Origin of the sequence: Ruegeria profundi (assembly GCF_020171505.1) — a bacterium.
GTDB lineage: Bacteria > Pseudomonadota > Alphaproteobacteria > Rhodobacterales > Rhodobacteraceae > Ruegeria > Ruegeria profundi.
Genome location: NZ_JAIUZS010000011.1, coordinates 1 through 20,775, shown reverse-complemented (window position 1 = coordinate 20,775; position 20,775 = coordinate 1). Strand labels below are relative to the sequence as shown.

General features: G+C 55.6%; 35 protein-coding genes and 1 pseudogene. 1 reads left to right on the top strand and 35 read right to left on the bottom strand.

What is annotated here, in order from left to right:
- Nucleotides 1-24: 24 nt before the first annotated feature.
- From LCM21_RS19740 to rpmC, 19 genes are all read right to left on the bottom strand, one after another.
- Nucleotides 25-1,041 (bottom strand): DNA-directed RNA polymerase subunit alpha, encoded by a 1,017-nt coding sequence (locus LCM21_RS19740; RefSeq protein WP_068340717.1) that lies wholly within the window; start codon nucleotides 1,039-1,041, stop codon nucleotides 25-27.
- A gap of 114 nt (nucleotides 1,042-1,155) precedes the next feature.
- Nucleotides 1,156-1,545 carry a 30S ribosomal protein S11 gene (rpsK, locus tag LCM21_RS19735; protein WP_068340720.1) on the bottom strand — a complete coding sequence of 130 codons (390 nt, stop codon included), beginning with the start codon at nucleotides 1,543-1,545 and terminating at the stop codon, nucleotides 1,156-1,158.
- A 15-nt stretch (nucleotides 1,546-1,560) separates the two neighbouring features.
- Nucleotides 1,561-1,929 (bottom strand): 30S ribosomal protein S13, encoded by a 369-nt coding sequence (gene rpsM, locus LCM21_RS19730; protein ID WP_068340723.1) that lies wholly within the window; start codon nucleotides 1,927-1,929, stop codon nucleotides 1,561-1,563.
- 201 nt (nucleotides 1,930-2,130) lie between these two features.
- On the bottom strand, nucleotides 2,131-2,775 hold the full coding sequence (locus tag LCM21_RS19725) for an adenylate kinase (protein ID WP_224892102.1): 645 nt from the start codon (nucleotides 2,773-2,775) through the stop codon (nucleotides 2,131-2,133).
- On the bottom strand, nucleotides 2,772-4,136 hold the full coding sequence (secY, locus tag LCM21_RS19720; RefSeq protein ID WP_224892101.1) for a preprotein translocase subunit SecY: 1,365 nt from the start codon (nucleotides 4,134-4,136) through the stop codon (nucleotides 2,772-2,774). The genes LCM21_RS19725 and secY overlap by 4 nt, the downstream gene beginning before the upstream one ends.
- Nucleotides 4,137-4,245: 109 nt before the next feature.
- On the bottom strand, nucleotides 4,246-4,719 hold the full coding sequence (rplO, locus tag LCM21_RS19715; protein ID WP_068340729.1) for a 50S ribosomal protein L15: 474 nt from the start codon (nucleotides 4,717-4,719) through the stop codon (nucleotides 4,246-4,248).
- Nucleotides 4,720-4,863: 144 nt separating this feature from the next.
- A complete protein-coding gene (locus tag LCM21_RS19710) occupies nucleotides 4,864-5,724 on the bottom strand; it encodes a hypothetical protein (protein WP_224892100.1) in 861 nt (286 codons plus the stop codon).
- 183 nt (nucleotides 5,725-5,907) lie between these two features.
- Nucleotides 5,908-6,123, bottom strand: a complete 216-nt coding sequence (locus LCM21_RS19705; protein WP_068340734.1) for a DUF1127 domain-containing protein — start codon at nucleotides 6,121-6,123, stop codon at nucleotides 5,908-5,910.
- Between the two features lie 301 nt (nucleotides 6,124-6,424).
- Nucleotides 6,425-6,613, bottom strand: coding sequence for a 50S ribosomal protein L30 (gene rpmD, locus LCM21_RS19700; RefSeq protein WP_008757946.1), 189 nt, complete (start codon nucleotides 6,611-6,613; stop codon nucleotides 6,425-6,427).
- 12 nt (nucleotides 6,614-6,625) lie between these two features.
- On the bottom strand, nucleotides 6,626-7,204 hold the full coding sequence (rpsE, locus tag LCM21_RS19695) for a 30S ribosomal protein S5 (protein ID WP_068340735.1): 579 nt from the start codon (nucleotides 7,202-7,204) through the stop codon (nucleotides 6,626-6,628).
- Nucleotides 7,205-7,319: 115 nt separating this feature from the next.
- Nucleotides 7,320-7,679 carry a 50S ribosomal protein L18 gene (rplR, locus tag LCM21_RS19690; RefSeq protein ID WP_068340737.1) on the bottom strand — a complete coding sequence of 120 codons (360 nt, stop codon included), beginning with the start codon at nucleotides 7,677-7,679 and terminating at the stop codon, nucleotides 7,320-7,322.
- Nucleotides 7,680-7,690: 11 nt separating this feature from the next.
- Nucleotides 7,691-8,224 carry a 50S ribosomal protein L6 gene (gene rplF / locus LCM21_RS19685; protein WP_068340739.1) on the bottom strand — a complete coding sequence of 178 codons (534 nt, stop codon included), beginning with the start codon at nucleotides 8,222-8,224 and terminating at the stop codon, nucleotides 7,691-7,693.
- Between the two features lie 11 nt (nucleotides 8,225-8,235).
- Nucleotides 8,236-8,628 (bottom strand): 30S ribosomal protein S8, encoded by a 393-nt coding sequence (gene rpsH, locus LCM21_RS19680; RefSeq protein WP_068340741.1) that lies wholly within the window; start codon nucleotides 8,626-8,628, stop codon nucleotides 8,236-8,238.
- A 13-nt stretch (nucleotides 8,629-8,641) separates the two neighbouring features.
- A complete protein-coding gene (gene rpsN, locus LCM21_RS19675) occupies nucleotides 8,642-8,947 on the bottom strand; it encodes a 30S ribosomal protein S14 (protein WP_068340744.1) in 306 nt (101 codons plus the stop codon).
- Between the two features lie 19 nt (nucleotides 8,948-8,966).
- A complete protein-coding gene (rplE, locus tag LCM21_RS19670; protein ID WP_224892099.1) occupies nucleotides 8,967-9,527 on the bottom strand; it encodes a 50S ribosomal protein L5 in 561 nt (186 codons plus the stop codon).
- Nucleotides 9,520-9,831 (bottom strand): 50S ribosomal protein L24, encoded by a 312-nt coding sequence (gene rplX / locus LCM21_RS19665; RefSeq protein WP_068340764.1) that lies wholly within the window; start codon nucleotides 9,829-9,831, stop codon nucleotides 9,520-9,522. The genes rplE and rplX overlap by 8 nt, the downstream gene beginning before the upstream one ends.
- 2 nt (nucleotides 9,832-9,833) lie before the next feature.
- The gene (rplN, locus tag LCM21_RS19660; RefSeq protein ID WP_068340767.1) at nucleotides 9,834-10,202 is read right to left on the bottom strand and encodes a 50S ribosomal protein L14; all 369 of its coding nucleotides are present in this window, start codon (nucleotides 10,200-10,202) and stop codon (nucleotides 9,834-9,836) included.
- 76 nt (nucleotides 10,203-10,278) lie between these two features.
- A complete protein-coding gene (gene rpsQ / locus LCM21_RS19655) occupies nucleotides 10,279-10,509 on the bottom strand; it encodes a 30S ribosomal protein S17 (protein WP_068340771.1) in 231 nt (76 codons plus the stop codon).
- 4 nt (nucleotides 10,510-10,513) lie between these two features.
- Nucleotides 10,514-10,720 carry a 50S ribosomal protein L29 gene (rpmC, locus tag LCM21_RS19650; RefSeq protein WP_010437082.1) on the bottom strand — a complete coding sequence of 69 codons (207 nt, stop codon included), beginning with the start codon at nucleotides 10,718-10,720 and terminating at the stop codon, nucleotides 10,514-10,516.
- A gap of 289 nt (nucleotides 10,721-11,009) precedes the next feature.
- Between rpmC and LCM21_RS19645 the strand changes: the two genes are divergently transcribed.
- Nucleotides 11,010-11,330 (top strand): hypothetical protein, encoded by a 321-nt coding sequence (locus LCM21_RS19645; protein ID WP_224892098.1) that lies wholly within the window; start codon nucleotides 11,010-11,012, stop codon nucleotides 11,328-11,330.
- A gap of 107 nt (nucleotides 11,331-11,437) precedes the next feature.
- Here the strand turns inward: LCM21_RS19645 and LCM21_RS19640 are convergent, their stop codons facing one another.
- The 16 genes and pseudogenes from LCM21_RS19640 to LCM21_RS19565 all read right to left on the bottom strand — a co-directional run.
- Nucleotides 11,438-12,058: a 2OG-Fe(II) oxygenase family protein gene (locus tag LCM21_RS19640; protein WP_224892097.1), complete on the bottom strand. Its 621-nt coding sequence runs from the start codon at nucleotides 12,056-12,058 to the stop codon at nucleotides 11,438-11,440.
- Between the two features lie 237 nt (nucleotides 12,059-12,295).
- Nucleotides 12,296-12,709 carry a 50S ribosomal protein L16 gene (gene rplP / locus LCM21_RS19635; RefSeq protein ID WP_058283513.1) on the bottom strand — a complete coding sequence of 138 codons (414 nt, stop codon included), beginning with the start codon at nucleotides 12,707-12,709 and terminating at the stop codon, nucleotides 12,296-12,298.
- Between the two features lie 12 nt (nucleotides 12,710-12,721).
- On the bottom strand, nucleotides 12,722-13,432 hold the full coding sequence (rpsC, locus tag LCM21_RS19630) for a 30S ribosomal protein S3 (protein ID WP_008758042.1): 711 nt from the start codon (nucleotides 13,430-13,432) through the stop codon (nucleotides 12,722-12,724).
- Nucleotides 13,432-13,812, bottom strand: coding sequence for a 50S ribosomal protein L22 (gene rplV, locus LCM21_RS19625; protein WP_039538267.1), 381 nt, complete (start codon nucleotides 13,810-13,812; stop codon nucleotides 13,432-13,434). Before rplV ends, rpsC begins: the two co-directional genes overlap by 1 nt.
- Nucleotides 13,813-13,815: 3 nt before the next feature.
- Entirely contained in the window at nucleotides 13,816-14,094 is a 279-nt protein-coding gene (gene rpsS, locus LCM21_RS19620) for a 30S ribosomal protein S19 (RefSeq protein ID WP_005980699.1), read from the bottom strand.
- Between the two features lie 3 nt (nucleotides 14,095-14,097).
- Entirely contained in the window at nucleotides 14,098-14,940 is an 843-nt protein-coding gene (rplB, locus tag LCM21_RS19615; RefSeq protein WP_008757664.1) for a 50S ribosomal protein L2, read from the bottom strand.
- A gap of 223 nt (nucleotides 14,941-15,163) precedes the next feature.
- Entirely contained in the window at nucleotides 15,164-15,919 is a 756-nt protein-coding gene (locus tag LCM21_RS19610; protein WP_224892096.1) for a hypothetical protein, read from the bottom strand.
- On the bottom strand, nucleotides 15,916-16,518 hold the full coding sequence (locus LCM21_RS19605) for a hypothetical protein (RefSeq protein ID WP_224892095.1): 603 nt from the start codon (nucleotides 16,516-16,518) through the stop codon (nucleotides 15,916-15,918). Before LCM21_RS19605 ends, LCM21_RS19610 begins: the two co-directional genes overlap by 4 nt.
- A gap of 377 nt (nucleotides 16,519-16,895) precedes the next feature.
- Nucleotides 16,896-16,979: pseudogene (locus tag LCM21_RS19600) on the bottom strand (50S ribosomal protein L23); the annotation flags it as partial.
- Nucleotides 16,979-17,611, bottom strand: a complete 633-nt coding sequence (locus LCM21_RS19595) for a hypothetical protein (RefSeq protein ID WP_224892094.1) — start codon at nucleotides 17,609-17,611, stop codon at nucleotides 16,979-16,981. The gene LCM21_RS19595 and the pseudogene LCM21_RS19600, both read right to left, overlap by 1 nt.
- On the bottom strand, nucleotides 17,608-17,904 hold the full coding sequence (locus tag LCM21_RS19590; RefSeq protein WP_010437040.1) for a 50S ribosomal protein L23: 297 nt from the start codon (nucleotides 17,902-17,904) through the stop codon (nucleotides 17,608-17,610). The genes LCM21_RS19595 and LCM21_RS19590 overlap by 4 nt, the downstream gene beginning before the upstream one ends.
- Entirely contained in the window at nucleotides 17,901-18,518 is a 618-nt protein-coding gene (gene rplD / locus LCM21_RS19585) for a 50S ribosomal protein L4 (protein ID WP_170694153.1), read from the bottom strand. The genes LCM21_RS19590 and rplD overlap by 4 nt, the downstream gene beginning before the upstream one ends.
- A complete protein-coding gene (gene rplC, locus LCM21_RS19580; RefSeq protein ID WP_068340789.1) occupies nucleotides 18,515-19,249 on the bottom strand; it encodes a 50S ribosomal protein L3 in 735 nt (244 codons plus the stop codon). Before rplC ends, rplD begins: the two co-directional genes overlap by 4 nt.
- 18 nt (nucleotides 19,250-19,267) lie before the next feature.
- Entirely contained in the window at nucleotides 19,268-19,582 is a 315-nt protein-coding gene (gene rpsJ, locus LCM21_RS19575) for a 30S ribosomal protein S10 (protein ID WP_008756422.1), read from the bottom strand.
- Between the two features lie 596 nt (nucleotides 19,583-20,178).
- Nucleotides 20,179-20,520 (bottom strand): hypothetical protein, encoded by a 342-nt coding sequence (locus LCM21_RS19570; protein ID WP_224892093.1) that lies wholly within the window; start codon nucleotides 20,518-20,520, stop codon nucleotides 20,179-20,181.
- Between the two features lie 155 nt (nucleotides 20,521-20,675).
- On the bottom strand, nucleotides 20,676-20,775 hold a 100-nt coding region (locus LCM21_RS19565; RefSeq protein ID WP_216602326.1), incomplete at its 5' end, for an EF-Tu C-terminal domain-related protein.

Below are 20,775 nucleotides of genomic sequence, written 5' to 3'. Positions count from 1 at the left end.
GGCCGGGCATTGGGGAAGACGCGCTTAGAACGCGTCTTCGAATTTCTTCGCCAGATCTTCGATGTTGTCCGGCGGCCAATCCTCGACATCCATGCCGAGGTGCAGACCCATACCGGACAGCACTTCCTTGATCTCGTTCAGCGACTTGCGGCCGAAGTTCGGAGTGCGCAGCATCTCGGCTTCGGTCTTCTGGATCAGGTCTCCGATGTAGACGATGTTGTCGTTCTTCAGGCAGTTTGCCGAACGGACCGACAGTTCCAGTTCGTCCACTTTCTTCAGCAGCAGCGGGTTGAATTCCAGACCATCGTCTTCGTCCTGGCGACCAGCCGATTCCGGTTCGTCGAAGTTGACGAAGATGGACAGCTGGTCCTGCAGGATGCGAGCGGCAAACGCCAGCGCGTCCTCAGGCGTGATCGAACCATCGGTATCAATCTTCAAGGTCAGCTTGTCATAGTCCAGAACCTGACCTTCACGGGTCGGCTGAACGTCATAAGCAACCTTTTTGACCGGCGAATAGATTGCGTCGATCGGGATCAGGCCGATGGGCGCATCTTCGGGCTTGTTCTTCTCGGCCGAGACATAACCCTTGCCAGTATTGACGGTCAGCTCCATGAACAGATCAGCGCCATCGTCCAGGTGGCAGATGACGTGATCGCGGTTCAGAACCTCGATACCGGCGCTTTCGCTGATGTCGCCCGCGGTGACAACTGCGGGACCCTTTGCATTGATCGACAGGCGCTTGGGGCCTTCGACTTCCATGCGCAGCGCAACCTGCTTGAGGTTCAGGATGATGTCGGTGACGTCTTCACGAACGCCTGCGACCGAAGAGAACTCGTGCAATACGTTATCGATCTGAACGCTGGTGATGGCCGCACCCTGTAGCGAGCTCATCAAAACACGGCGCAGCGCGTTGCCCAGAGTCAGACCAAAGCCACGCTCCAGCGGTTCGGCAACCAAGGTTGCCTGGCGCGCAGGATCATTGCCTGGCTTGCCTTCCAGCTGGGTCGGCTTGATCAATTCTGCCCAATTCTTGTGGATCATGTAATCCCTCCATTCCTGTCCGCGCCCCATGACCAACAAGGTGCAGACGCCCGAGGTTTAAAATGACGTGCAGGGGCCGTGCAAAAACACAGCCCCAGCTCAATTCAAAATTCCTTACACGCGGCGGCGCTTAGGCGGACGGCAGCCGTTATGGGCCATCGGCGTCACGTCGCGGATCGACGTGATGTTGAAGCCTACGGCAGCCAGCGCGCGCAGTGCCGATTCGCGACCCGAACCGGGGCCCTGAACTTCGACTTCCAACGTCTTGACGCCATGTTCCTGCGCTTTCTTGCCTGCGTCTTCTGCAGCCATCTGAGCGGCGTAGGGCGTCGACTTCCGCGACCCCTTGAAACCCATGGTGCCAGCGGACGACCACGAGATCGCGTTGCCCTGCACGTCCGAGATCAGGATCTTGGTGTTGTTGAAGGTCGAGTTCACATGGGCAACGCCCGATGCGATGTTCTTACGCTCTTTACGCTTAACGCGTGTCTTGTCACGTGCCATCAGTCAGACCCTCCCTTATTTCTTCTTACCGGCAATGGCCTTTGCAGGGCCTTTGCGGGTACGTGCGTTGGTGTGGGTACGCTGACCGCGAACCGGCAGGTTGCGGCGGTGACGCAGACCGCGATAGCAGCCCAGGTCCATCAGGCGCTTTACGTTCATCTGAACTTCGCGACGCAGGTCACCTTCGACGGTGTAGTTGGCGTCGATGTGCTCGCGGATGGCCAGAACTTCGGCATCCGACAGTTCATTGACGCGACGAGACGCTTCAATGCCCACGGCTTCGCAAATCGCTTTGGCCGAGGTGTTGCCGATACCGGTGATATATGTGAGGGCGATAGGTACCCGTTTGGCAGTCGGGATGTTTACGCCGGCAATACGTGCCACGTGTCACTTTCCTTTTTGTTGCGGTTCCGTAGCTCCAGAACCTTTTTTCACAACACTTGACCGTGGCAGTGAGGCCAGAGGGTCCAGCATTTGTACGAGGTCGTTAAAGCGCGCCGGACGAATCCCGCACGCAAACATGATTCCCATAGGGATGTGGGTCGATATGTACTTTTGAAGGGGCCGTCAAGCCCCAACACGCAGTCAGCCCAAAATCGCCTCGATTGAGGCGGTGACTTCTTCGATGCCGGCCAGTCCATTTACCGGACGCAGATCGCCTTTGGCATAGTAATACCCAATCAACGGCGAGGTCTTTTTGTAATATTCCATCAAACGTGTACGCAGGCTGTCTTCGTTGTCATCTGCGCGACGCCGAAAGTCATTTTCCTTACCGCAGTTGGTGCATTTACCATCAGCCGGAATTGGCTTGGTGATGTCGTTGTAGACTTCACCACATCCGCCACAGGTCGAGCGCGCCGTGATACGCTTAACCAGCGCCTCGTCGTCAACGCGCATCTCAATCACGGTATGTAGCGACTGACCCACTTTCGCCAGCAACGCCGCTAGCGCGTCAGCTTGTGCCAAGGTGCGCGGGAACCCATCAAAGATAAAGCCAGCGCCGGTTTCCGATGTCAGCTTTTCTTCGATCAGGCCGATCACGATTTCATCGGTGACAAGCTTGCCTGCGTCCATGATCGCCGCAACCTTCTGGCCCATCTCGGTGCCCGAGGTCTTAGCCTCACGCAACATGTCGCCGGTGCTCAACTGTACCATGCCGCGTGTTTCAACGAGGTGGCGCGCTTGCGTCCCTTTACCGGCGCCCGGGGGGCCAAGGAGAATGATATTCATCGACGAGCGGGTCCCTTCCTGCCGCGTTTCTTACCCTTGCCGCGCAGTTGAGACTTTTCAATCAGCCCTTCGTATTGATGCGCCAGCAGGTGGCTCTGAACCTGTTGGATCGTATCCATGGTCACAGAGACGATAATCAGAACCGAGGTGCCGCCGAAATAGAACGGGATCGCAAACTGGTTCCGAAGGATTTCAGGCAACAGACAAACGGCCGCCAGATAGGCCGAACCCAGCACCAGCACGCGGTTCACGACGTATTCCAGATACTCGGCGGTCTTCTTGCCAGGACGGATACCCGGTACAAAGCCGTTCTGTTTTTTCAGGTTATCCGCCACATCGTCGGGCTTGAACGACACGTTGAACGTGTAGAAGTAGGCGAAGAAAACGATCATTGTGGCAAAGAACAACAGATACAGCGGCTGTCCGGGGCCAAAGTTCGCCAACAGCCACGACATCACCGGACCACTGGTCGCGCCGGACGAGAAGGTCGAGATCGTAACCGGCAACAGCAGAAGCGAACTCGCAAAAATCGCCGGGATCACGCCTGCCGGGTTCACTTTGACCGGCAGATGGCTTGAGCCGCCTTCATACACTTTCATACCGGCCTGTCGGCGCGGATACTGAATGTGAATCTTTCGCAATGCCCGTTCCATGAACACCACAAAAGTGATCACGGCAATGACCATCAAGATCACGCCAACGATCACGGCGGGGCTGATCGCACCAGACCGACCAGACGCAAAGAACTGCGCCAAAGCAGCCGGAACTTCCGCAATGATGCCGACAAAAATGATCAGAGAGATACCGTTACCAATGCCGCGCGCAGTGATCTGTTCGCCCAGCCACATCAGGAACATCGTGCCTCCGACCAGAGTGATCATGGTCGACATCCGGAAAAACAGGCCCGGATCCGTCGCAAGATCACCCGATTCCAACGAAACGGCCAAACCATAAGACTGCACGGTCGCCAATGCCACGGTACCAAAACGAGTGTACTGATTGATTTTCTTGCGGCCCTGTTCGCCCTCTTTCTTGAGTTGTTCGAGCGCGGGAACCATCGAGGTCAGCAGTTGCACGATGATCGAGGCAGAAATGTAGGGCATGATACCGAGGGCAAAAATACCCATCCGCCCCAGCGCCCCGCCGGTGAACATCGAAACCATGCCGCCGATGCCCTGCCCCGCCTGCTCCATAAACTCACGCAGGGCCTGACCGTCAATCCCAGGCACCGGAATAAAGGTGCCCAGGCGATAGACGATCAACAAACCCAGCGTGAACAGGATGCGGTTGCGCAGATCGGTGGCTTTTCCCAGGGCAGACCAGCTTGTATTGGCTGCCATTTGTTCTGCTGCTGATACCATGAATCGGTCTCTCTTATGGAAACGCCGCCCGAAACCGTTTTCCGGCTCGGGCGGCGTTTGGGAAAACTCTGACGTCTATGTAAGCGGGTCTTGCCCCGCTCACAAGCGCTTACTCTGCCGCAGCGGCTTTTGTGACCGTCAGTGAACCGCCCGCTTTCTCAACCGCCTCAACAGCAGCTTTCGAAGCACCTGTCACTTCCAGGTTCAGTTTTGCACTGATTTCACCCTTGGCCAGAACGCGGACACCATCCAGTTTGCGGCGGACCAGACCAGACGCAACCAACGCGTCTTCAGTGATCGCAGCTGACGCATCCAGCTTGCCGGCGTCGACGAATTTCTGGATCAGGCCAAGGTTGATAACGGCGAATGCCTTGCGGTTGGGCTTGTTGAAGCCACGCTTGGGCAGACGCTGATACAGCGGCATCTGACCGCCTTCATAGCCGTTGATAGCCACACCCGAACGGGATTTCTGGCCTTTGATACCACGGCCACCCATTTTACCCTTGCCCGAGCCGGGACCACGGCCAACGCGTGTCCGTTTCGGTGCGGCGCCGGGATTGTCGCGCAATTCATGCAGTTTCATATCGCTTCTCCTAAGCCGGATATGACCCCGAAGCGTAATGGGTCAACCACGGCATTTCTTGGTTTCGATTCTTTGGGACCAAAGTCCACCGGAGGCGTATAAGCCCGTTGCCCTCTCTTGGCAAGCCCGCGGGTATCCCGGCGTTTAACTCTCGTCCTGCGGGGCTTCTTCTTCAGCTCTCTTCAAACGCTGAATCGGTGCCGCATGCGGATCAATCCCGTGCTTTTCCACCAGCTTTCCGACCAAGCTTTCAGGGTGCGGGATGCCGTCGTACCTGCTGCGGATGAATGCGCGCATGCGCCTCCCATAGAAGTGAATCGACATGGTATTGTCCGTCAAGAAACGCTCTGCCCGCCCTGATGGCCTTACCATGGCGCGTCGATCCTTGTAACCAACTGGGTAGAGAACCTCTTGCGGCTGCGAAAACCGCGCTTCCTTATTCTGTTGCAGCAACCATGTCAGAGCGCGCGGCCCCCATATTCCCCATGGCATTTCACTGGCGTGCTTGCGTTGTCCGGCAAGCGCATCCCGGATTAAGGGCACGCGGTGTTTGGGTGGAAGCCAATGGGGAATACGATAGGGATCGTTAGTGCAGTCTATCAAGTCGTACAAGGTCGGGCTGTCTTTCGGTAGTGCCAGAACCCCACCATTGATTTCGTGTGGGGCAAGCCAACCATGAAGATGGCCGTTTTCGGTTGTGAAAGGCCTAACGCAATAAGCATCGGTATCCGCCCAGATAATATCGTCTTCTTGCGCCAGCATCTGTACGCGAAATTTGTCCGAGTGTAGTGCTGGGCTACCGGTGCGTTGATGCAGGATGACTTCGTTGTCCGGCAGAATCTCACGCGCGTCGCGAACTTCTACCCTATCGGGAATATTGGCAACCGGACCATAGACGTACAAGCGCACGTGCTGCCCTACATCCAGAAAGGATTTAATGCAGAGTTGTTCGAGAAAACTCAGCGCGCCGCCGATCCACAGCATCCCGATTTGATATTCCCGCACATGACGCCCTTTCCTGACACATCCTAAATATCCCGTCTCAACCGACCTATCCTCACTTGACCGATAATGCCTGCTGTTTCAACAGCGCGAGTGGGAAATCCGACTTATTGTGTCAGGCGTGCATGTCCAAAAACCAAAAGAGACGCCAAATGGCGCCTCTGGATAAACGGCCGAGTTCGCAATTTACGAGCAGAACGTATGATCGCGCGCGATGTCCTTTATGTCGCAGCGACGTACACCGATATCGTTCAACTCGCGATCTGTCAGACCCTGCAGCTCAGAGTATGTGCGGCTGTACTCCGCACGCAGCGCAAACGATTTCCTCACCTGCGCAACGAATTTGCTGAGACTGGCAGCCACGCTGAAACCGCGACCAGAGGATGTTGCTGTATATGCCATTAGAGAGTCCTTTCCTGACCGGAGCGTATTCTCCGGGTTATTTCTGTTCCTTTATGGGGACAGCGGTCAGATAAGCGTGCCAGATACCGCCAGCAACCGAAGTTTCGGTCTAGCCGCTATGCACTAAGGGAATGGCCAGCGTGATATTTTCAATCCGACGATATGCACCTCAATTGATCCCGGGCACCCGGTTGAAAAGTGGCGTCCTCGGGTCCTGTTCAACGCGGTGACTGACGTGCTGCAAACAAAAAACGCCCCCGAACGGATCGGAGGCGTTTCTTTTGCTTCGAGAGGTTGGCGCTTAGCCGCGCTCTTCGATGATCTCAACCAGATGCGGGATCTTGTTGACCATGCCGCGAACCGAAGGGGTGTCTTCCAGCTCACGGGTCTTGTGCATCTTGTTCAAACCCAGACCGATCAGGGTCGCGCGCTGTTCAGCGGGGCGACGGATCGGAGAACCGATCTGCTTGACGACGATTGTTTTTGCCATGACGTGCTCTCCTTACGCTTCAGCTTCAGCAGGCGCGTCGGCGGCAGGCGCTTCGTCCCGCTTGGGCAGGATGTCTGCAACCTTTTTACCACGACGTGCTGCAACCGAACGCGGGCTCTGCTCTTTCTGCAGGCCGTTGATGGTGGCGCGGATCATGTTGTACGGGTTCTGCGAACCTAGCGATTTGGACACAACGTCCTTGACGCCCAGCATTTCGAACACGGCACGCATCGGACCACCGGCGATGATACCGGTACCTTCAGGCGCGGTGCGCATAACCACTTTACCGGCACCGTGACGGCCTGTCATGTCGTGGTGCAGGGTACGACCTTCGCGCAGTTGCACGCGGATCATCTGACGCTTGGCTTGTTCAGTTGCCTTGCGGATGGCCTCAGGTACTTCTTTCGCTTTACCTTTGCCAAAGCCGACGCGGCCCTTCTGATCGCCGACAACCACCAGAGCGGCGAAGCCAAAGCGCTTACCACCTTTTACGGTCTTCGACACGCGGTTGATTGCGACCAGGCGATCTGCAAATTCCGGTGTTTCTTCACGGTCGCGGCCACGGCCCCGACGGTTTTCACGTTCTGCCATTTGGCATCCCTTTTCTCATCTGGCGCATACGGCGCCGTTTCTTCAATCCAAGTGAGCCTCGACTGCTGCCGAGGCCCCCGGATCATCGGGGCGGATCGAAACCCGCCCGCAGGTCTTAGATCTTCAGACCACCGTCACGCGCAGCGTCGGCCAGAGCCTTCACCTTGCCGTGGAACAGGAAGCCGCCGCGATCGAAATAGGCCTCTTCGACGCCTGCCTTCTTTGCACGTTCGGCGATGGCCGCGCCCACTTTGGTGGCCGCTTCGATGTTGTTTTTGCCAACTACGCCCAAGTCCTTTTCCAGGCTCGACGCCGAAGCCAGGGTCACGCCACGCACATCGTCGATCAACTGAACAGAGATGTTCTTGTTCGAGCGATGCACGGACAGACGCGGACGACCCGCGTTGACCTTGCGAAGTTTGTTCCGAACGCGCAGGCGGCGCTTCAGAAACAGGGTTCTTTTGCTGTTTGCCATTGTGTTCGTCCTTACTTCTTCTTGCCTTCCTTGCGGAAGATGAACTCGCCTTTATAGCGGATACCCTTGCCTTTGTACGGCTCGGGACGGCGCCAGTCGCGGATCTTGGCCGCAACTTCGCCAACCAGCTGCTGGTCGATACCTTCCACAACAACTTCGGTCTGCTTCGGTGCGGTGATTGTGACACCTTCCGGAGCAACGAAATCAACATCGTGGCTGTAGCCCAGGTTCAGCTTCAGGGTGTTGCCCTGCATCTGAGCCCGGTAACCAACACCCTGGATCTCCAGTTCTTTTTTGAAGCCGTTGGTCACGCCTTCAATCAGATTGGCAACCATGGTGCGGCTCATGCCCCACTGCTGGCGCGCCCGCTTGGACATGCCACGGGGGTTGATCTGCACGACATTGTCTTCAACCGACAGCGTTACGTCGTCGGTCGCGGTGAAGCTGCGGGTGCCCTTCGGACCTTTGACTTCGATGGTCTGGCCGGACACAGAGGCGGTAACGCCGCTGGGCAGCTCGACCGGTTTTTTACCAATACGAGACATTGCAGACCTCCTTAGAAGACGGTGCAGAGCACTTCGCCGCCAACATTGTTGGAGCGAGCGTTTGCGTCCGACATCACACCTTTCGGAGTGCTGACAATCGACACACCCAGACCCTGACGGACCTGCGGGATGTCATTGACGCCCATGTAAACGCGACGACCGGGTTTTGAGACCCGCTTCAGCTCACGAATAACAGGGGTGCCTTCGTAGTATTTCAGGCTGATTTCGATGGCCGGATGACCGTTTTCACCGGTCGTCTTTTCATAGCCACGGATGTAGCCTTCGTCCGCCAGCACGTCCAGAACCCAACCGCGCAGCTTGGATGCCGGAGTGGAAACGGTGGACTTACCGCGCATTTGCGCGTTGCGGATACGGGTGAGCATATCGCCGATAGGATCATTCATATCTATGTCTCCCTTACCAGCTCGATTTCACCATGCCGGGGATCTGACCAGCAGAACCCAGCTCGCGCAGCGCGATACGGCTGACCTTCAGCTTACGGTAGTAAGCGTGGGGACGACCGGTCAGCTGACAACGGTTGTGCAGACGGGTAGCCGAGCTGTTGCGCGGCAGTTTCGCCAGTTTCAGACGCGCCTTGAAACGCTCTTCCATCGGGCGGCTCTCGTCATTCGCGATTTCTTTCAGCTCGGCACGCTTTGCGGCATATTTGGCCACCAGGCGTTCGCGCTTCTTCTCGCGTTCGATCATTGCTTTCTTAGCCATGTCTCAATCCTCCCGGCGCTTATGCGTTGAACGGCATGTTGAATGCTTTCAACAGGCTTTTCGCTTCAGCGTCGGTTTTCGCTGTGGTGGCAATTACGATATCCAGGCCCCAGACCTCATCGACTTTGTCGAAATCGATTTCCGGGAACACGATGTGCTCTTTCATGCCCATGGCAAAGTTGCCCTGACCATCGAAAGACGGTTTCACACCGCGGAAGTCACGAACGCGCGGCAGCGCGATTGTGATCAAACGATCCAGGAATTCATACATCCGGTCGCCGCGCAGAGTCACTTTCGCGCCCAGCGGCATATCTTCACGGACGCGGAAACCCGCGATCGACTTCTTCGCCTTGGTTGCAACGGCCTGTTGACCGGCAATCGCAGTCAGATCCTCGACAGCAGCTTTTGCTTTCTTCGAGTCCTTGACGGCTTCGGCACCACACCCGATGTTCAGAACGATTTTCTCCAGCTTGGGCAGCTGCATGTCGTTCTTGTAGCCGAACTCTTCTTTCAGAGCGGCACGGATGGTTTCGGCGTACTGAGCTTTCAGACGCGGGGTATAGGTTGCGGTATCAAGCATCGATCACGTCCCCCGTGGTCTTGGCGAAACGAACCTTCTTGTCACCTTCCATGCGGAAGCCAACCCGGGTTGCTTTGCCGTTCTTATCCAGCAGTGCCAGGTTCGACAGCTCAATCGGGTTTGCCTGAGGCAGGCGACCACCTTGCGAGGTTTGCGACTGGCGAGTGTGGCGGATGGCAATGTTGATGCCTTCGACCACTGCTTTGCCGGCTTTCGGATCGACCGAGGAAATGGTTCCCTCTTTGCCCTTGTCCTTACCGGCCAGCACGACGACCTTGTCGCCTTTGCGGAGTTTAGCAGCCATGATTACAGCACCTCCGGAGCCAGCGAGATGATTTTCATGAAGTTCTTGCCGCGCAGTTCACGAACAACGGGGCCAAAGATACGGGTACCGATCGGCTCGTTGTTGTTGTTCAGAATGACGGCAGCGTTGCGATCGAAACGGATCGCGGTGCCGTCTTCACGACGGACTTCCTTAGCGGTGCGTACGACGACGGCCTTACGGACGTCACCTTTCTTCACGCGGCCGCGCGGGATGGCTTCCTTCACCGAGACGACAATGACGTCGCCAACGGAGGCGTATTTACGCTTGGAACCACCCAGGACCTTGATGCACTGAACTCGGCGTGCGCCGGAGTTGTCAGCAACATCCAGATTGGTCTGCATCTGGATCATGTGGTTTCTCCCGACCTGTGGGGGCTGTTCTGTTTAGGTCCCCCAGGGTTTCGACAAATGGAAAAGTCCTGGTGGCTTACGCCTCCAGAACCTCCCAACGTTTCGTCTTCGATTTCGGTGCGCATTCGATGATGCGGACTGTGTCACCGACCTTGAAGGCGTTCTTTTCATCGTGAGCCCGGTATTTCTTGGACTTACGGATGGTTTTCTTCAGAACCGGATGCGTAAAGCGGCGCTCGACGGATACGGTTACTGTCTGTTCATTGGCGTCGCTGGTCACGGTGCCTTGCAGGATACGCTTGGGCATCTGATTACTCCTCGGATGCCGCGGCAGCGGCCTTTTCGTTCAGAATGGTTTTGACACGGGCAGCATTGCGGCGGGCCGCTTTGATACCAGCAGTGTTTTCCAGCTGACCGGTTGCCTGTTGAAAGCGCAGGTTAAAGCTTTCTTTCTTCAGGTTGGCCAGTTCCTCGCGGAGCTGGTCCGGGGTCTTGTCACGCAGTTCTTGGGCGTTCATCGCCTTTTTCCTTTGCTCAAAACACCAGAAGGCCCCCTTGCAGGGTCACCTTGGACCTGGTGGATGAATGATAGACATACGAATCTCCCGACAACGCCGGGAGACCGCAGGATGCCGCCGTATAAGGGTTTAGGGGGTGGGTGGCAAGGGAAAGTTTCGGCAGGTGCACAATGTTCGTGAAGCCTGGGCCGGACGCGAGTTGCTTTCTCTATGTTCACTTATAGCCTGCACGACCAAAACAGCACAAGTAGCTAGGTGCCGCAAATGTTATTTCAAAGTGAGTAACGTAATGAAAAATGTACTCTTAGCCACTGCTCTGGCATTAATTGCAGGTACTGCGCATGCCCAAGCAATTTCCGGTGACAAGGTTTGCAACAAGGCGAATGCTGACAGCCGTTTGAACGGTATGTCAGTCGAACAGTGCCTCTGCTTGGCGGGTATCGCCCAGAAGAACATGTCCCCGGAACTTTACGAATTGTGGGCGCAGGCAATGTATTATGGGGAACCTCGAGAAAAGGAGATGCTTGCGCTCAAGCAATCCCAAAACAAAACCGTAAACCAAATGAAAAAGACAAAGCGCCAGTCACAAAAAAAATGCGGTATCAATTGAATCTGGGATTCGAGCCGGTTTAGCAAAAATAACGGCGATGTAACTGCCCAATCCATTACCATTTTTCCCGAGCGATCTCTGAAGCATCTTTGGATCGCTCGGAAATGCTATTCCCACTTATAATTAAAACTCACCGAAATCCGCTCGTCTTCGACCATATTCATCGGCACCTCGTGGCGCAGCCAGCTTTCCCACAGCAGGACATCCCCCACTTTAGGCTTCATATAGATGAACGGCTGCAAATCCCGCCGCCCACCTTTCAGCCGCGTCGGTGCTGCCATCATGCGGCCTGAGCGGGGGTCTTCAAGCTTCAACGCGCTCGCCCCTTCGGGCATCGCCACATAGGTCGTGCCAGAGATCACGCTGTGGGGGTGCAGGTGGCTGGAGTGCATGCCGCCCTCGGGCAGGATGTTGATCCAGATATCCTCCAGCTTCAGCGCGCCCTCACCCAGATCGAACTCCAAATCCTTGGCAAAAGCCGCCACGTGCTGGTCCAATGCCGCTACCAGATCGGCAAAGATCGGGAACCGCCAAGGCAGATCAGTCAGCGAGGCGTAGCTGGTGTAGCCGGGATAGCCGTTCTCTTCGCACCATTCCTGTCCGGCTTCGTCATCCTCAGCGATGACAAGGCAAGAGCTTTCCAACTCTCCCGCGTCGATCTTCGGATCGAACTCGGACAAAGCTGCGCGGTAGAGACGGGTTACGAAGAGTGATTCAATCTGTGGCATAGAGACGTATTAGACCAACCGCCCGGCAATTTCGATAGGGAGTTTAGCGAGGCTCTGCCTCGCGCTCCGGGATATTTTTCGCCAGATGAAGACGAAGGCCCCTGCTTCATTTGGCTCGAAATATCCCGGGGGAGTTGCGGCTTGCCGCAGCGGGGGCAGAGCCCCCGAAAAGAAAACCCCGCCGGTTTCCCGGCGGGGGTCAATCTTGTCACGATGGAGGCCTAAGCCCCAATTCGCTTACCAGTCTTCGCGGACCACGACGCGGGTCTTGATCGGCAGCTTCATCGCGGCCAGGCGCAGGGCCTCGCGGGCGATGTCGTCATTGACGCCGTCGATTTCGAACATCACGCGGCCAGGCTTGACTTTGCACGCCCAACGGTCGACCGAACCCTTACCTTTACCCATACGAACTTCGATCGGCTTTGCAGTTACCGGAGTGTCGGGGAAGATGCGGATCCATACGCGGCCCTGACGCTTCATGTGACGCGTCATGGCACGACGTGCAGCTTCGATCTGGCGTGCAGTTACACGCTCAGGCTCAAGAGCTTTCAGGCCGTAGGTGCCAAAATTCAGATCAGAGCCGCCCTTGGCGAGACCCTTGATCCGGCCTTTGTGCATCTTGCGGAATTTAGTACGCTTTGGTTGAAGCATATCTTTCCCTCCTTAGCGACGACCGCCACCAGCACCACGAGGTGCAGGGCCGTCCTGGAGTTCCTGTGCTTTACGGTCACGTGCCTGCGGATCGTGCTCCATGATCTCACCTTTGAAGATCCAGACCTTGATCCCGATGATCCCGTAGGGGGTCATCGCTTCGGCATGTGCGTAATCGATGTCGGCACGCAGGGTGTGCAGAGGCACGCGGCCTTCGCGGTACCACTCGGTCCGTGCGATTTCGGCGCCGCCCAGACGACCAGCGACGTTCACCCGGATACCCAGGGCGCCCATGCGCATGGCGTTCTGAACCGAGCGCTTCATTGCACGACGGAACGAAACACGACGTTCCAGCTGCTGAGCGATGGACTCGGCAACCAGCTGCGCGTCAAGCTCGGGCTTGCGCACTTCGACGATGTTCAGGTGCAGTTCGCTGTCGGTCATGCGAGCAAGCTTTTTACGCAGAACTTCGATGTCTGCACCTTTCTTGCCGATGATGACACCGGGACGTGCGGTGTGGATCGTAACGCGGCACTTCTTGTGCGGACGTTCGATGATCACACGGGCAACACCGGCCTGCTTGCACTCTTTGTTGATGAACTCACGGATCTTGAGGTCTTCCAGCAGAAGATCACCGTAGTCCTTGGTGTCGGCGTACCAGCGGCTGTCCCAGGTGCGGTTGACCTGCAGGCGCATGCCGATCGGATTTACTTTATGACCCATTAGGCTTGCTCCTCAACTTGACGCACCTTGATGGTGATCTCCGAGAACGGCTTCATGATCTTGCCGAAACGGCCACGGGCACGCGGACGACCGCGCTTCATGACCAGGTTCTTGCCAACCCAGGCTTCGGCGACGATCAGCTCGTCAACGTCCAGGTTGTGGTTGTTTTCGGCATTCGCGATTGCGGACTGCAGGCACTTCTTAACGTCCTGCGCGACACGCTTGTTGCTGAAAGTCAGGTCGGTCAGAGCCTTCTCAACTTTCTTGCCGCGGATCATTTGCGCAACCAGGTTCAGTTTCTGCGGGCTGGTGCGAAGCATACGGGTTTTCGCCATTGCTTCGTTTTCAGCCACGCGGCGGGGGTTCTTTTCCTTGCCCATGACTTACTTCCGCTTCGCTTTTTTGTCTGCGGCGTGGCCATAATAGGTCCGGGTCGGCGAGTATTCACCGAACTTCTGACCGATCATGTCTTCCGAGACGTTGACGGGGATATGTTTCTGGCCGTTGTACACACCAAAGGTCAGACCCACGAACTGGGGCAGAATGGTGGAACGGCGCGACCAGATTTTGATGACTTCGTTACGGCCCGACTCGCGCGCTGCTTCGGCTTTTTTCAGCACGTAAGCATCGACGAAAGGACCCTTCCAAACAGAGCGAGACATAGATTAACGTCCCTTCTTCTTGGCGTGCCGCGAGCGGATGATCAGCTTCTGGGACGCTTTGTTCTTGTTACGGGTACGCTTACCCTTGGTGTCCTTACCCCACGGTGTAACCGGTGTACGGCCACCCGAGGTACGACCTTCACCACCACCGTGCGGGTGATCGATCGGGTTCATTGCAACACCACGAACCGACGGACGCACGCCCTTGTGGCGCATACGGCCGGCCTTACCGAGGTTCTGGTTCGAGTTGTCGGGGTTGGACACGGCACCAACGGTGGCCATGCATTCCTGACGGACCATGCGCAGCTCACCCGAGCTCAGACGGATCTGAGCGTAGCCGCCATCGCGACCAACGAACTGAGCGTAAGTACCGGCCGCACGTGCGATCTGACCGCCTTTGCCAGGCTTCATCTCGATGTTGTGGACGATGGTACCGATAGGCATGCCCGAGAACGGCATTGCGTTGCCCGGCTTGATGTCGGCCTTGGCGGATGCCACGACTTTGTCACCAACAGCCAGACGCTGCGGAGCCAGGATGTAGGCCTGCTCGCCGTCTTCGTATTTTACCAGTGCGATGAATGCGGTCCGGTTCGGGTCGTATTCGATCCGCTCGACGGTTGCCGCGACATCAAATTTGTTCCGTTTGAAGTCAACGATCCGGTAGAGACGCTTTGCGCCACCGCCGCGGCGGCGTGAAGTGATCCGTCCGGTGTTGTTCCGGCCGCCCGATTTGGTCAAACCCTCAGTGAGAGACTTGACCGGACGTCCTTTCCAAAGCTCCGAACGGTCGATCAGCACCAGCCCGCGCTGGCCCGGCGTCGTCGGCTTGTACGACTTGAGTGCCATGCTTTCTGTCTTCCGTTTAGCAAGTGCAGGGGGTTGCCCCGCTATGTGATAGGCCCCCGTAGGTGCCAAGGGTATAGGGCCCCGAAGGTCCCCGGTTACAAATATCAGAGGCCCCGGAACGAATCCGAGGCCGCAAGATTGGGAGCGTTTAGCAGGGTTGGGGGTGGGTGTCTATAGGGTTCGATGGATTTAGAGCCCCTAGACGACTGCCCCCTATGACCACTCATTGCATGTGCTTACGAAGCAGCCCCTCGGCGACCCTCGAGCCGGAAGGTGAAATCTGACACTGAAGCGTGTCTTCGTTTAGTTCAATCAATCTCTCTGAATGCAATTTTCGCAGAGTCCGCTTAAGGTAACCAAGCTTTGCTTCTGTCGCGCGGGCCAAATCATCCACGCTCATCATTCGCTTATGGTAAAGTAATAAAAGGCTGGAATCCTTAAGACTCAGGTCAGTCTCTAAAATGCGATGTGCATCCCCGGCGACCCAAATCAGTGGCGTTCTGCGTTCGGTCATTTGAGAAACAAGCCGGTCCGTTTCTTCAATTGAGGCTCCAGAATTGATCCGCACCAATTCCGCCAAGACCCATCGGCAAGTGCCAGCCATGAACTCAACGTCAACCTTGCTCGCCAGTTCCAGCGACAGGTGTCCGTAACCCTTCTTATTCCGCATTCCGTATAGAGCAAACAGAGCGCGCGGAATATGGAAACGATAGCTGTCGTCCCCCGAACCGCTCTCCAGCTTTGCCAAGGTTTGGGTATTGAAACCTGAAAGGGATTTAGAAATTGGCGTGTATGACCCAAAAACTCTTAACTCGAGAAATCGACGAACTGCCTCAACGAAATGGCCTGCAGCAACGCCAGCCATTTTCCACTGGGCAAGAGCAACGGCCTCCTCCATTTCACCGTAAGATCGAGTAATAGCAGTCGCCAGATCAGTGTCCGACGACTGCTCAAGAGTATCAAATAGCACAGCGCTCATTTTCCGGTGTCGTTCAACTGAGCCAGAACTTCCTCGGCCGCCTCTCTACCCGGATAGGTAAGTTTACAAATCTTGGACGATGAACCCTTACTTCCATCCACCAAAATCAGGTTCTTCTTCGACGTCAGAGTTGAAGAGAAGTTGCTCGAATCCAAACAAGCGTGCTCTTCGCAAATTTCACGAAGCTCTCTGTACTCTGCAGTCGGCTGATCAAGGAGGCGCTCCTTCCCCCACAAGTAGATCAAGATCAGGTTGACGGCGCGCTCTGCCGTGTTCTTTCCTTTTACGGAAGTCGTTACCTTCAACTTGTCTCCCAATACATCCAATACCCGAGGATAAGGATTACCTGTACTGGGTGCGGCAACAGAGTTGTCAGACTGGAACGGCGCACCACCTTCAAAAACCTCGCTAGTGCCAGCCGTTGTTTGCGGACCGGTAATTTGAGGCAATGCAATTGCAGGCTGATCGAGGCCCGACAGGGACTCCATGATTTTCTCACGGAAGATTTCCACTTGCTGAGACACGAACAGCTCAGAACCTTCAATCTTTAGAGTTCCGTCTGCAAACGAAAATGCAAAACTTGCGTTATCCGAAGACATGCTTCGCTCCTTTATGATGTTCGGGCTTCGTTCTTGCCATGCGACGACAGTCGCGTCAAGTCAAATTAACGCCTATGCAAGCCACGCTAACGCGAAAGATGCACTATTCTTGAACTGTAGATAATATACAACAAAATTAATATCTTGAATCAGATCTACCGCTCAAGCCAACCGCCGATAAGCATGCAAATTCACCGGTCTGCGTTTAAATGCGTTAGTTGGCTTATAAGATTTTGTTTTTTATATTATTTTTCGGACGTGAAAGAACTTCTTTTGAACGCCAACAGAAATTTCGCAACGCTAAATTCTACAACTTCTTTGCACAAAAAAACCCCGCTCTCGCGGGGGCCTTTATCTCTCTCCAAAGACGGGTTCGATCAGAAACCGGTAGACACGTCGATGGTGTTACCCTCTTCCAGGGTCACATATGCTTTTTTGACGTCTTTCCGACGGTCAAGCTTCAGCCCAAAGACCTCCTACGGCACAGCGGCTCGGACTCCACAGCAAGCCGCTGCTTGAGTTTGATATGGCCCAGCACTTCACGAAAGGCGCGGTGTTTGGGTTTGCCTTCCAGATAATCCGCCAGTTTGAGCAGGTTGATCGGGTGTTTCGCAATCAGCGCCTCAATCCGCTGCACCGCATCGTCCAGCTCATAGTGATCCACGTACTGACAAGCCACCTGCGTGGGCGTCAGCAGGCAGTAATCCTGCGGGCGTTTCTCGGTGTATCGCGTGATATCAAAAGGCGACGCGCCGAGCGCGTGGAACTTCGGGATGTAGACGCGCATATCGGCGTGCGGCTGTTCCAACACCGTGCCAGAGATCTGGTGAAAACCCAGCGGACCAAGCTTGCCGACCAAATGCTTTCGCATCGCCGGAGAAATCATGTCCACATCCGCGCGATCATATTTCAGATCATCGAAAACCGACAACAGACCCAGCTTCTCATCGGCGATCTGAAAATAGGGTTCGGCACTGAATGCTCGCATCTGCTCCAGAATCTGCGCACGCACAGTTTCAGGGTCTGAAACGAAATCGGCCCCGGCGGGTTGAACCGCCGAGGCCGTAAATAGTCGCAGTAAGCGTCGGATCAAAGACCGGTGCTCACGTCGATGGTGTTGCCCTCTTCCAGGGTCACATATGCTTTCTTGACGTCCTTCCGACGACCCAGCTGGCCGCGGAACCGCTTCACCTTGCCTTTGGTCACGGTGGTGTTCACCGCTTTGACCTTCACACCAAACAGCGCCTCAACGGCCTCTTTGATCTGCGGCTTGTTGCTGTCGATCGCCACTTCAAAGACAACCGCGCCGTTTTCGGACGCCATGGTCGACTTTTCGGTGATGACCGGCTTGCGGATCACGTCGTAGTGTTCTGCCTTCGCGCTCATTTTAGACGAGCCTCCAGTGCTTCGACAGCCGCTTTGGTGAGCACCAGGGTGTCACGCTTGAGGATGTCATAGACGTTTGCGCCCATCGACGGCAGGATATCCAGACCTTCGATGTTCTTGGACGCTTTCAGGAAACCTTCGTTCACGGTTGCGCCGTCGATGACCAAGGCGCGTTTCCAGCCCAGGTTTGCAACCTGTTTGGCCAGAGCGGCGGTCTTGCCTTCGGCTTCGGCGTTCTCGATCACAACCAGTTCACCTGCCTTAGCTTTTGCCGACAGAGCGTGGCGCAGGCCAAGCTTGCGGAACTTCTTCGGCAGGTCGTGGCCGTGCGAACGAGGGGTCGGGCCCTTGTAGATACCACCCTTGCGGAAGATCGGCGCGTTGCGGTCACCATGGCGTGCGCCACCGGTGCCCTTCTGGCGATAGATCTTCTTGGTCGAGTAGCTGGTTTCCGAGCGGGTCTTGACCTTGTGAGTGCCGGCCTGCGCGTTGTTGCGCTGCCAACGGACCACACGGTGCAGAATGTCCGCGCGCGGCTCAAGGCCGAACAGGTCTGCATCCAGCTCGATGTTGCCGGCTTTGCCGCCGTCCAGTTTGATTACATCAAGTTTCATGCTTCACCACCTTCCGCGGGAGCTTCTTCCGCAGGAGCTTCGGTCGCTTCAGTTGCAGCCGATTTCACAGCAGCCGGGAAAGGCAGGCCTTCCGGTGCTTTCTTCTTCACGGCGTCCTTGACGGTAACCCAGCCCGATTTCGGTCCGGGAACGGCGCCTTTGATGAAGACCAAACCACGGTCGGCGTCGGTTTTGACAACCTCCAGGTTCTGGGTGGTTACACGGGCAGCACCCATGTGACCGGCCATCTTCTTGCCTTTGAACACCTTGCCCGGGTCCTGACACTGACCCGTTGAGCCGTGCGAACGGTGGCTGATCGACACACCGTGCGAGGCGCGCAGACCACCGAAGTTCCAGCGCTTCATCGCACCGGCAAAGCCTTTACCGATCGAGGTACCCGAAACGTCAACTTTCTGACCTTCCAGGAAGTGTTCTGCCGAAATCTCGGCGCCCACATCAATCAGGCCATCTTCAGAGACGCGGAACTCGGCCAGCTTACGCTTAGGCTCGACCTTTGCAGCGGCGTAGTGACCGCGCATGGCCTTCGAGGTGCGTTTTGCCTTGGCAGCACCGGCGCCCAGCTGAACGGCGGTGTAGCCGTCTTTGTCAGCGGTGCGCTGTGCAACGACCTGCAGGTTGTCCAGGTGAAGAACGGTCACAGGAATCTGCTTGCCGTCTTCCATAAACAGGCGGGTCATGCCAACTTTTTTAGCGATAATACCAGAGCGCATAATCTATACCCTCCGATCTTACGACTGCAGCTTGATCTCGACATCCACACCAGCAGCGAGGTCGAGCTTCATCAGCGCGTCAACGGTCTGGGGGGTCGGATCAACGATGTCGAGCAGACGCTTGTGCGTACGGATCTCGAACTGGTCGCGGGATTTCTTGTCAACGTGAGGGCCACGGAGAACCGTGAACTTCTCAATCTTGTTCGGCAGCGGGATCGGGCCGCGCACGTTCGCGCCGGTCCGCTTGGCAGTGTTGACGATCTCCTGCGTGCTGGCATCCAGAACGCGATAGTCAAATGCCTTCAGCCGAATACGGATGTTTTGGCTTTGCATATTAACAGCCTTTTATCAGGCGTTGGAGTTGAGAGGAGGACAGACGCGCATCGCCAACCCTCATCGAACCCAAAAGGCGGGAATCACCCCGCCTTGGCGTTCTTATTGAGAACTAGCGCGTCTTAGTGGGGTTGTCGGAGTTTGGCAAGGGGTTTTCACAACCTTCCTCAGTTCCGCACTCACACCATCTTAGCGCAAGTCTCAATCGAACGACAAGCTAGCTCCAAAGCTAGTTTTGTCTTGTCTGATATCGTCTTGTCTGAGTATCGCTTCGGCTTAACAAGATCCATAATGCAAAATCTTGAATTGCCGAACGAAGTTCCTTTGAAGGACTGTTGCAAAACTAAAGTGCCAATATTTGCGATCCTTTGCTCAAGTTTGGGTTTTTGTGTAGCCCAAACCAAATGCAGATGGCTTTGGCCTTTCTCGAATGTCCTGAACCAAGGGTCAACTTTCAGTTGAAGATCAAAATTCGGGACCGAAAACACTCTTTCCTGATCCACCACTTCGATATTCTTAGTACAACCAAACTTCGCGCGGTAATTTTCAAATGCTGCTTTGTTGTACTTTTTCTCTGCATCATTAGTGGGAGTATTCTAGATTTCCTTGATTTCACTTGCCTTCGCACCCTCAATTTGTCGGTGAATAGCTTTTTTTAAAGACCAATGGAAATTGTGGCCACCCCCCGAACCATTGAGAATGGTATCGAGCGCACTGGCCAACTCGACTTGGTCGTAATGGCATAGCCTAATGAAAGTTTGCAGACGTAGTATCAAAACCTTTTTCTCCTTTAAGATGTTTTTGAACAACACCTGAAAACTGACATTCAGTAAAGTAATATTTAAATATCCTAGCGGTTTACCAAATTCGGAAAGCAAACAAAAAAAGGTCACCCCTTTCGGAGCGGCCTTCTTTCGTTCGATGGTGTGGGCTTTCATTTCTCTTTCAGAGCAACTGCCGCCCACCAGTCGGCAGAGCCGATTTACTAGACGATTTTCGACACACTTTTTTGGCGCGTCTTGGGATTATTGAATTCAAACAGAAAGGGCGCCCAAAAGGACGCCCTTTCCGTCTGATCATTCGCTAGCGCGAATTACTCGATGATCTTCGACACGACGCCGGCGCCGACGGTGCGGCCGCCTTCGCGGATGGCGAAGCGGAGGCCCTGCTCCATCGCGATCGGGGCGATCAGC

Bases quoted from the DNA above. Each gene is read 5' to 3' on its own strand.
- rpsN (WP_068340744.1), bottom strand. From the start codon at position 8,947: ATGGCTAAGAAAGCAATGATCGAACGCGAGAAGAAGCGCGAACGCCTG.
- rplN (WP_068340767.1), bottom strand. From the start codon at position 10,202: ATGATCCAGATGCAGACCAATCTGGATGTTGCTGACAACTCCGGCGCA.
- LCM21_RS19610 (WP_224892096.1), bottom strand. From the start codon at position 15,919: ATGAGCGCTGTGCTATTTGATACTCTTGAGCAGTCGTCGGACACTGAT.
- LCM21_RS19725 (WP_224892102.1), bottom strand. From the start codon at position 2,775: ATGAATATCATTCTCCTTGGCCCCCCGGGCGCCGGTAAAGGGACGCAA.
- rplE (WP_224892099.1), bottom strand. From the start codon at position 9,527: ATGCTTGATACCGCAACCTATACCCCGCGTCTGAAAGCTCAGTACGCC.
- rpsQ (WP_068340771.1), bottom strand. From the start codon at position 10,509: ATGCCCAAGCGTATCCTGCAAGGCACCGTGACCAGCGACGCCAATGAA.
- rplF (WP_068340739.1), bottom strand. From the start codon at position 8,224: ATGTCTCGTATTGGTAAAAAACCGGTCGAGCTGCCCAGCGGCGTTACC.
- rpsS (WP_005980699.1), bottom strand. From the start codon at position 14,094: ATGTCTCGCTCTGTTTGGAAGGGTCCTTTCGTCGATGCTTACGTGCTG.
- rplP (WP_058283513.1), bottom strand. From the start codon at position 12,709: ATGCTTCAACCAAAGCGTACTAAATTCCGCAAGATGCACAAAGGCCGG.
- rpmD (WP_008757946.1), bottom strand. From the start codon at position 6,613: ATGGCAAAAACAATCGTCGTCAAGCAGATCGGTTCTCCGATCCGTCGC.
- rpsH (WP_068340741.1), bottom strand. From the start codon at position 8,628: ATGAATGATCCTATCGGCGATATGCTCACCCGTATCCGCAACGCGCAA.
- LCM21_RS19645 (WP_224892098.1), top strand. From the start codon at position 11,010: ATGAAAAATGTACTCTTAGCCACTGCTCTGGCATTAATTGCAGGTACT.
- LCM21_RS19705 (WP_068340734.1), bottom strand. From the start codon at position 6,123: ATGGCATATACAGCAACATCCTCTGGTCGCGGTTTCAGCGTGGCTGCC.
- rplD (WP_170694153.1), bottom strand. From the start codon at position 18,518: ATGAAACTTGATGTAATCAAACTGGACGGCGGCAAAGCCGGCAACATC.
- rpsK (WP_068340720.1), bottom strand. From the start codon at position 1,545: ATGGCACGTGACAAGACACGCGTTAAGCGTAAAGAGCGTAAGAACATC.
- LCM21_RS19605 (WP_224892095.1), bottom strand. From the start codon at position 16,518: ATGTCTTCGGATAACGCAAGTTTTGCATTTTCGTTTGCAGACGGAACT.
- rplB (WP_008757664.1), bottom strand. From the start codon at position 14,940: ATGGCACTCAAGTCGTACAAGCCGACGACGCCGGGCCAGCGCGGGCTG.
- rpsJ (WP_008756422.1), bottom strand. From the start codon at position 19,582: ATGCAAAGCCAAAACATCCGTATTCGGCTGAAGGCATTTGACTATCGC.
- LCM21_RS19590 (WP_010437040.1), bottom strand. From the start codon at position 17,904: ATGAGCGCGAAGGCAGAACACTACGACGTGATCCGCAAGCCGGTCATC.
- rplO (WP_068340729.1), bottom strand. From the start codon at position 4,719: ATGAAACTGCATGAATTGCGCGACAATCCCGGCGCCGCACCGAAACGG.
- LCM21_RS19740 (WP_068340717.1), bottom strand. From the start codon at position 1,041: ATGATCCACAAGAATTGGGCAGAATTGATCAAGCCGACCCAGCTGGAA.
- rplX (WP_068340764.1), bottom strand. From the start codon at position 9,831: ATGGCTGCTAAACTCCGCAAAGGCGACAAGGTCGTCGTGCTGGCCGGT.
- secY (WP_224892101.1), bottom strand. From the start codon at position 4,136: ATGGTATCAGCAGCAGAACAAATGGCAGCCAATACAAGCTGGTCTGCC.
- LCM21_RS19570 (WP_224892093.1), bottom strand. From the start codon at position 20,520: ATGAAAGCCCACACCATCGAACGAAAGAAGGCCGCTCCGAAAGGGGTG.
- rplC (WP_068340789.1), bottom strand. From the start codon at position 19,249: ATGCGCTCTGGTATTATCGCTAAAAAAGTTGGCATGACCCGCCTGTTT.
- rpsE (WP_068340735.1), bottom strand. From the start codon at position 7,204: ATGGCAGAACGTGAAAACCGTCGGGGCCGTGGCCGCGACCGTGAAGAA.
- rplV (WP_039538267.1), bottom strand. From the start codon at position 13,812: ATGGGCAAGGAAAAGAACCCCCGCCGCGTGGCTGAAAACGAAGCAATG.
- rpmC (WP_010437082.1), bottom strand. From the start codon at position 10,720: ATGAACGCCCAAGAACTGCGTGACAAGACCCCGGACCAGCTCCGCGAG.
- LCM21_RS19640 (WP_224892097.1), bottom strand. From the start codon at position 12,058: ATGCCACAGATTGAATCACTCTTCGTAACCCGTCTCTACCGCGCAGCT.
- rpsC (WP_008758042.1), bottom strand. From the start codon at position 13,432: ATGGGTCATAAAGTAAATCCGATCGGCATGCGCCTGCAGGTCAACCGC.
- rplR (WP_068340737.1), bottom strand. From the start codon at position 7,679: ATGGCAAACAGCAAAAGAACCCTGTTTCTGAAGCGCCGCCTGCGCGTT.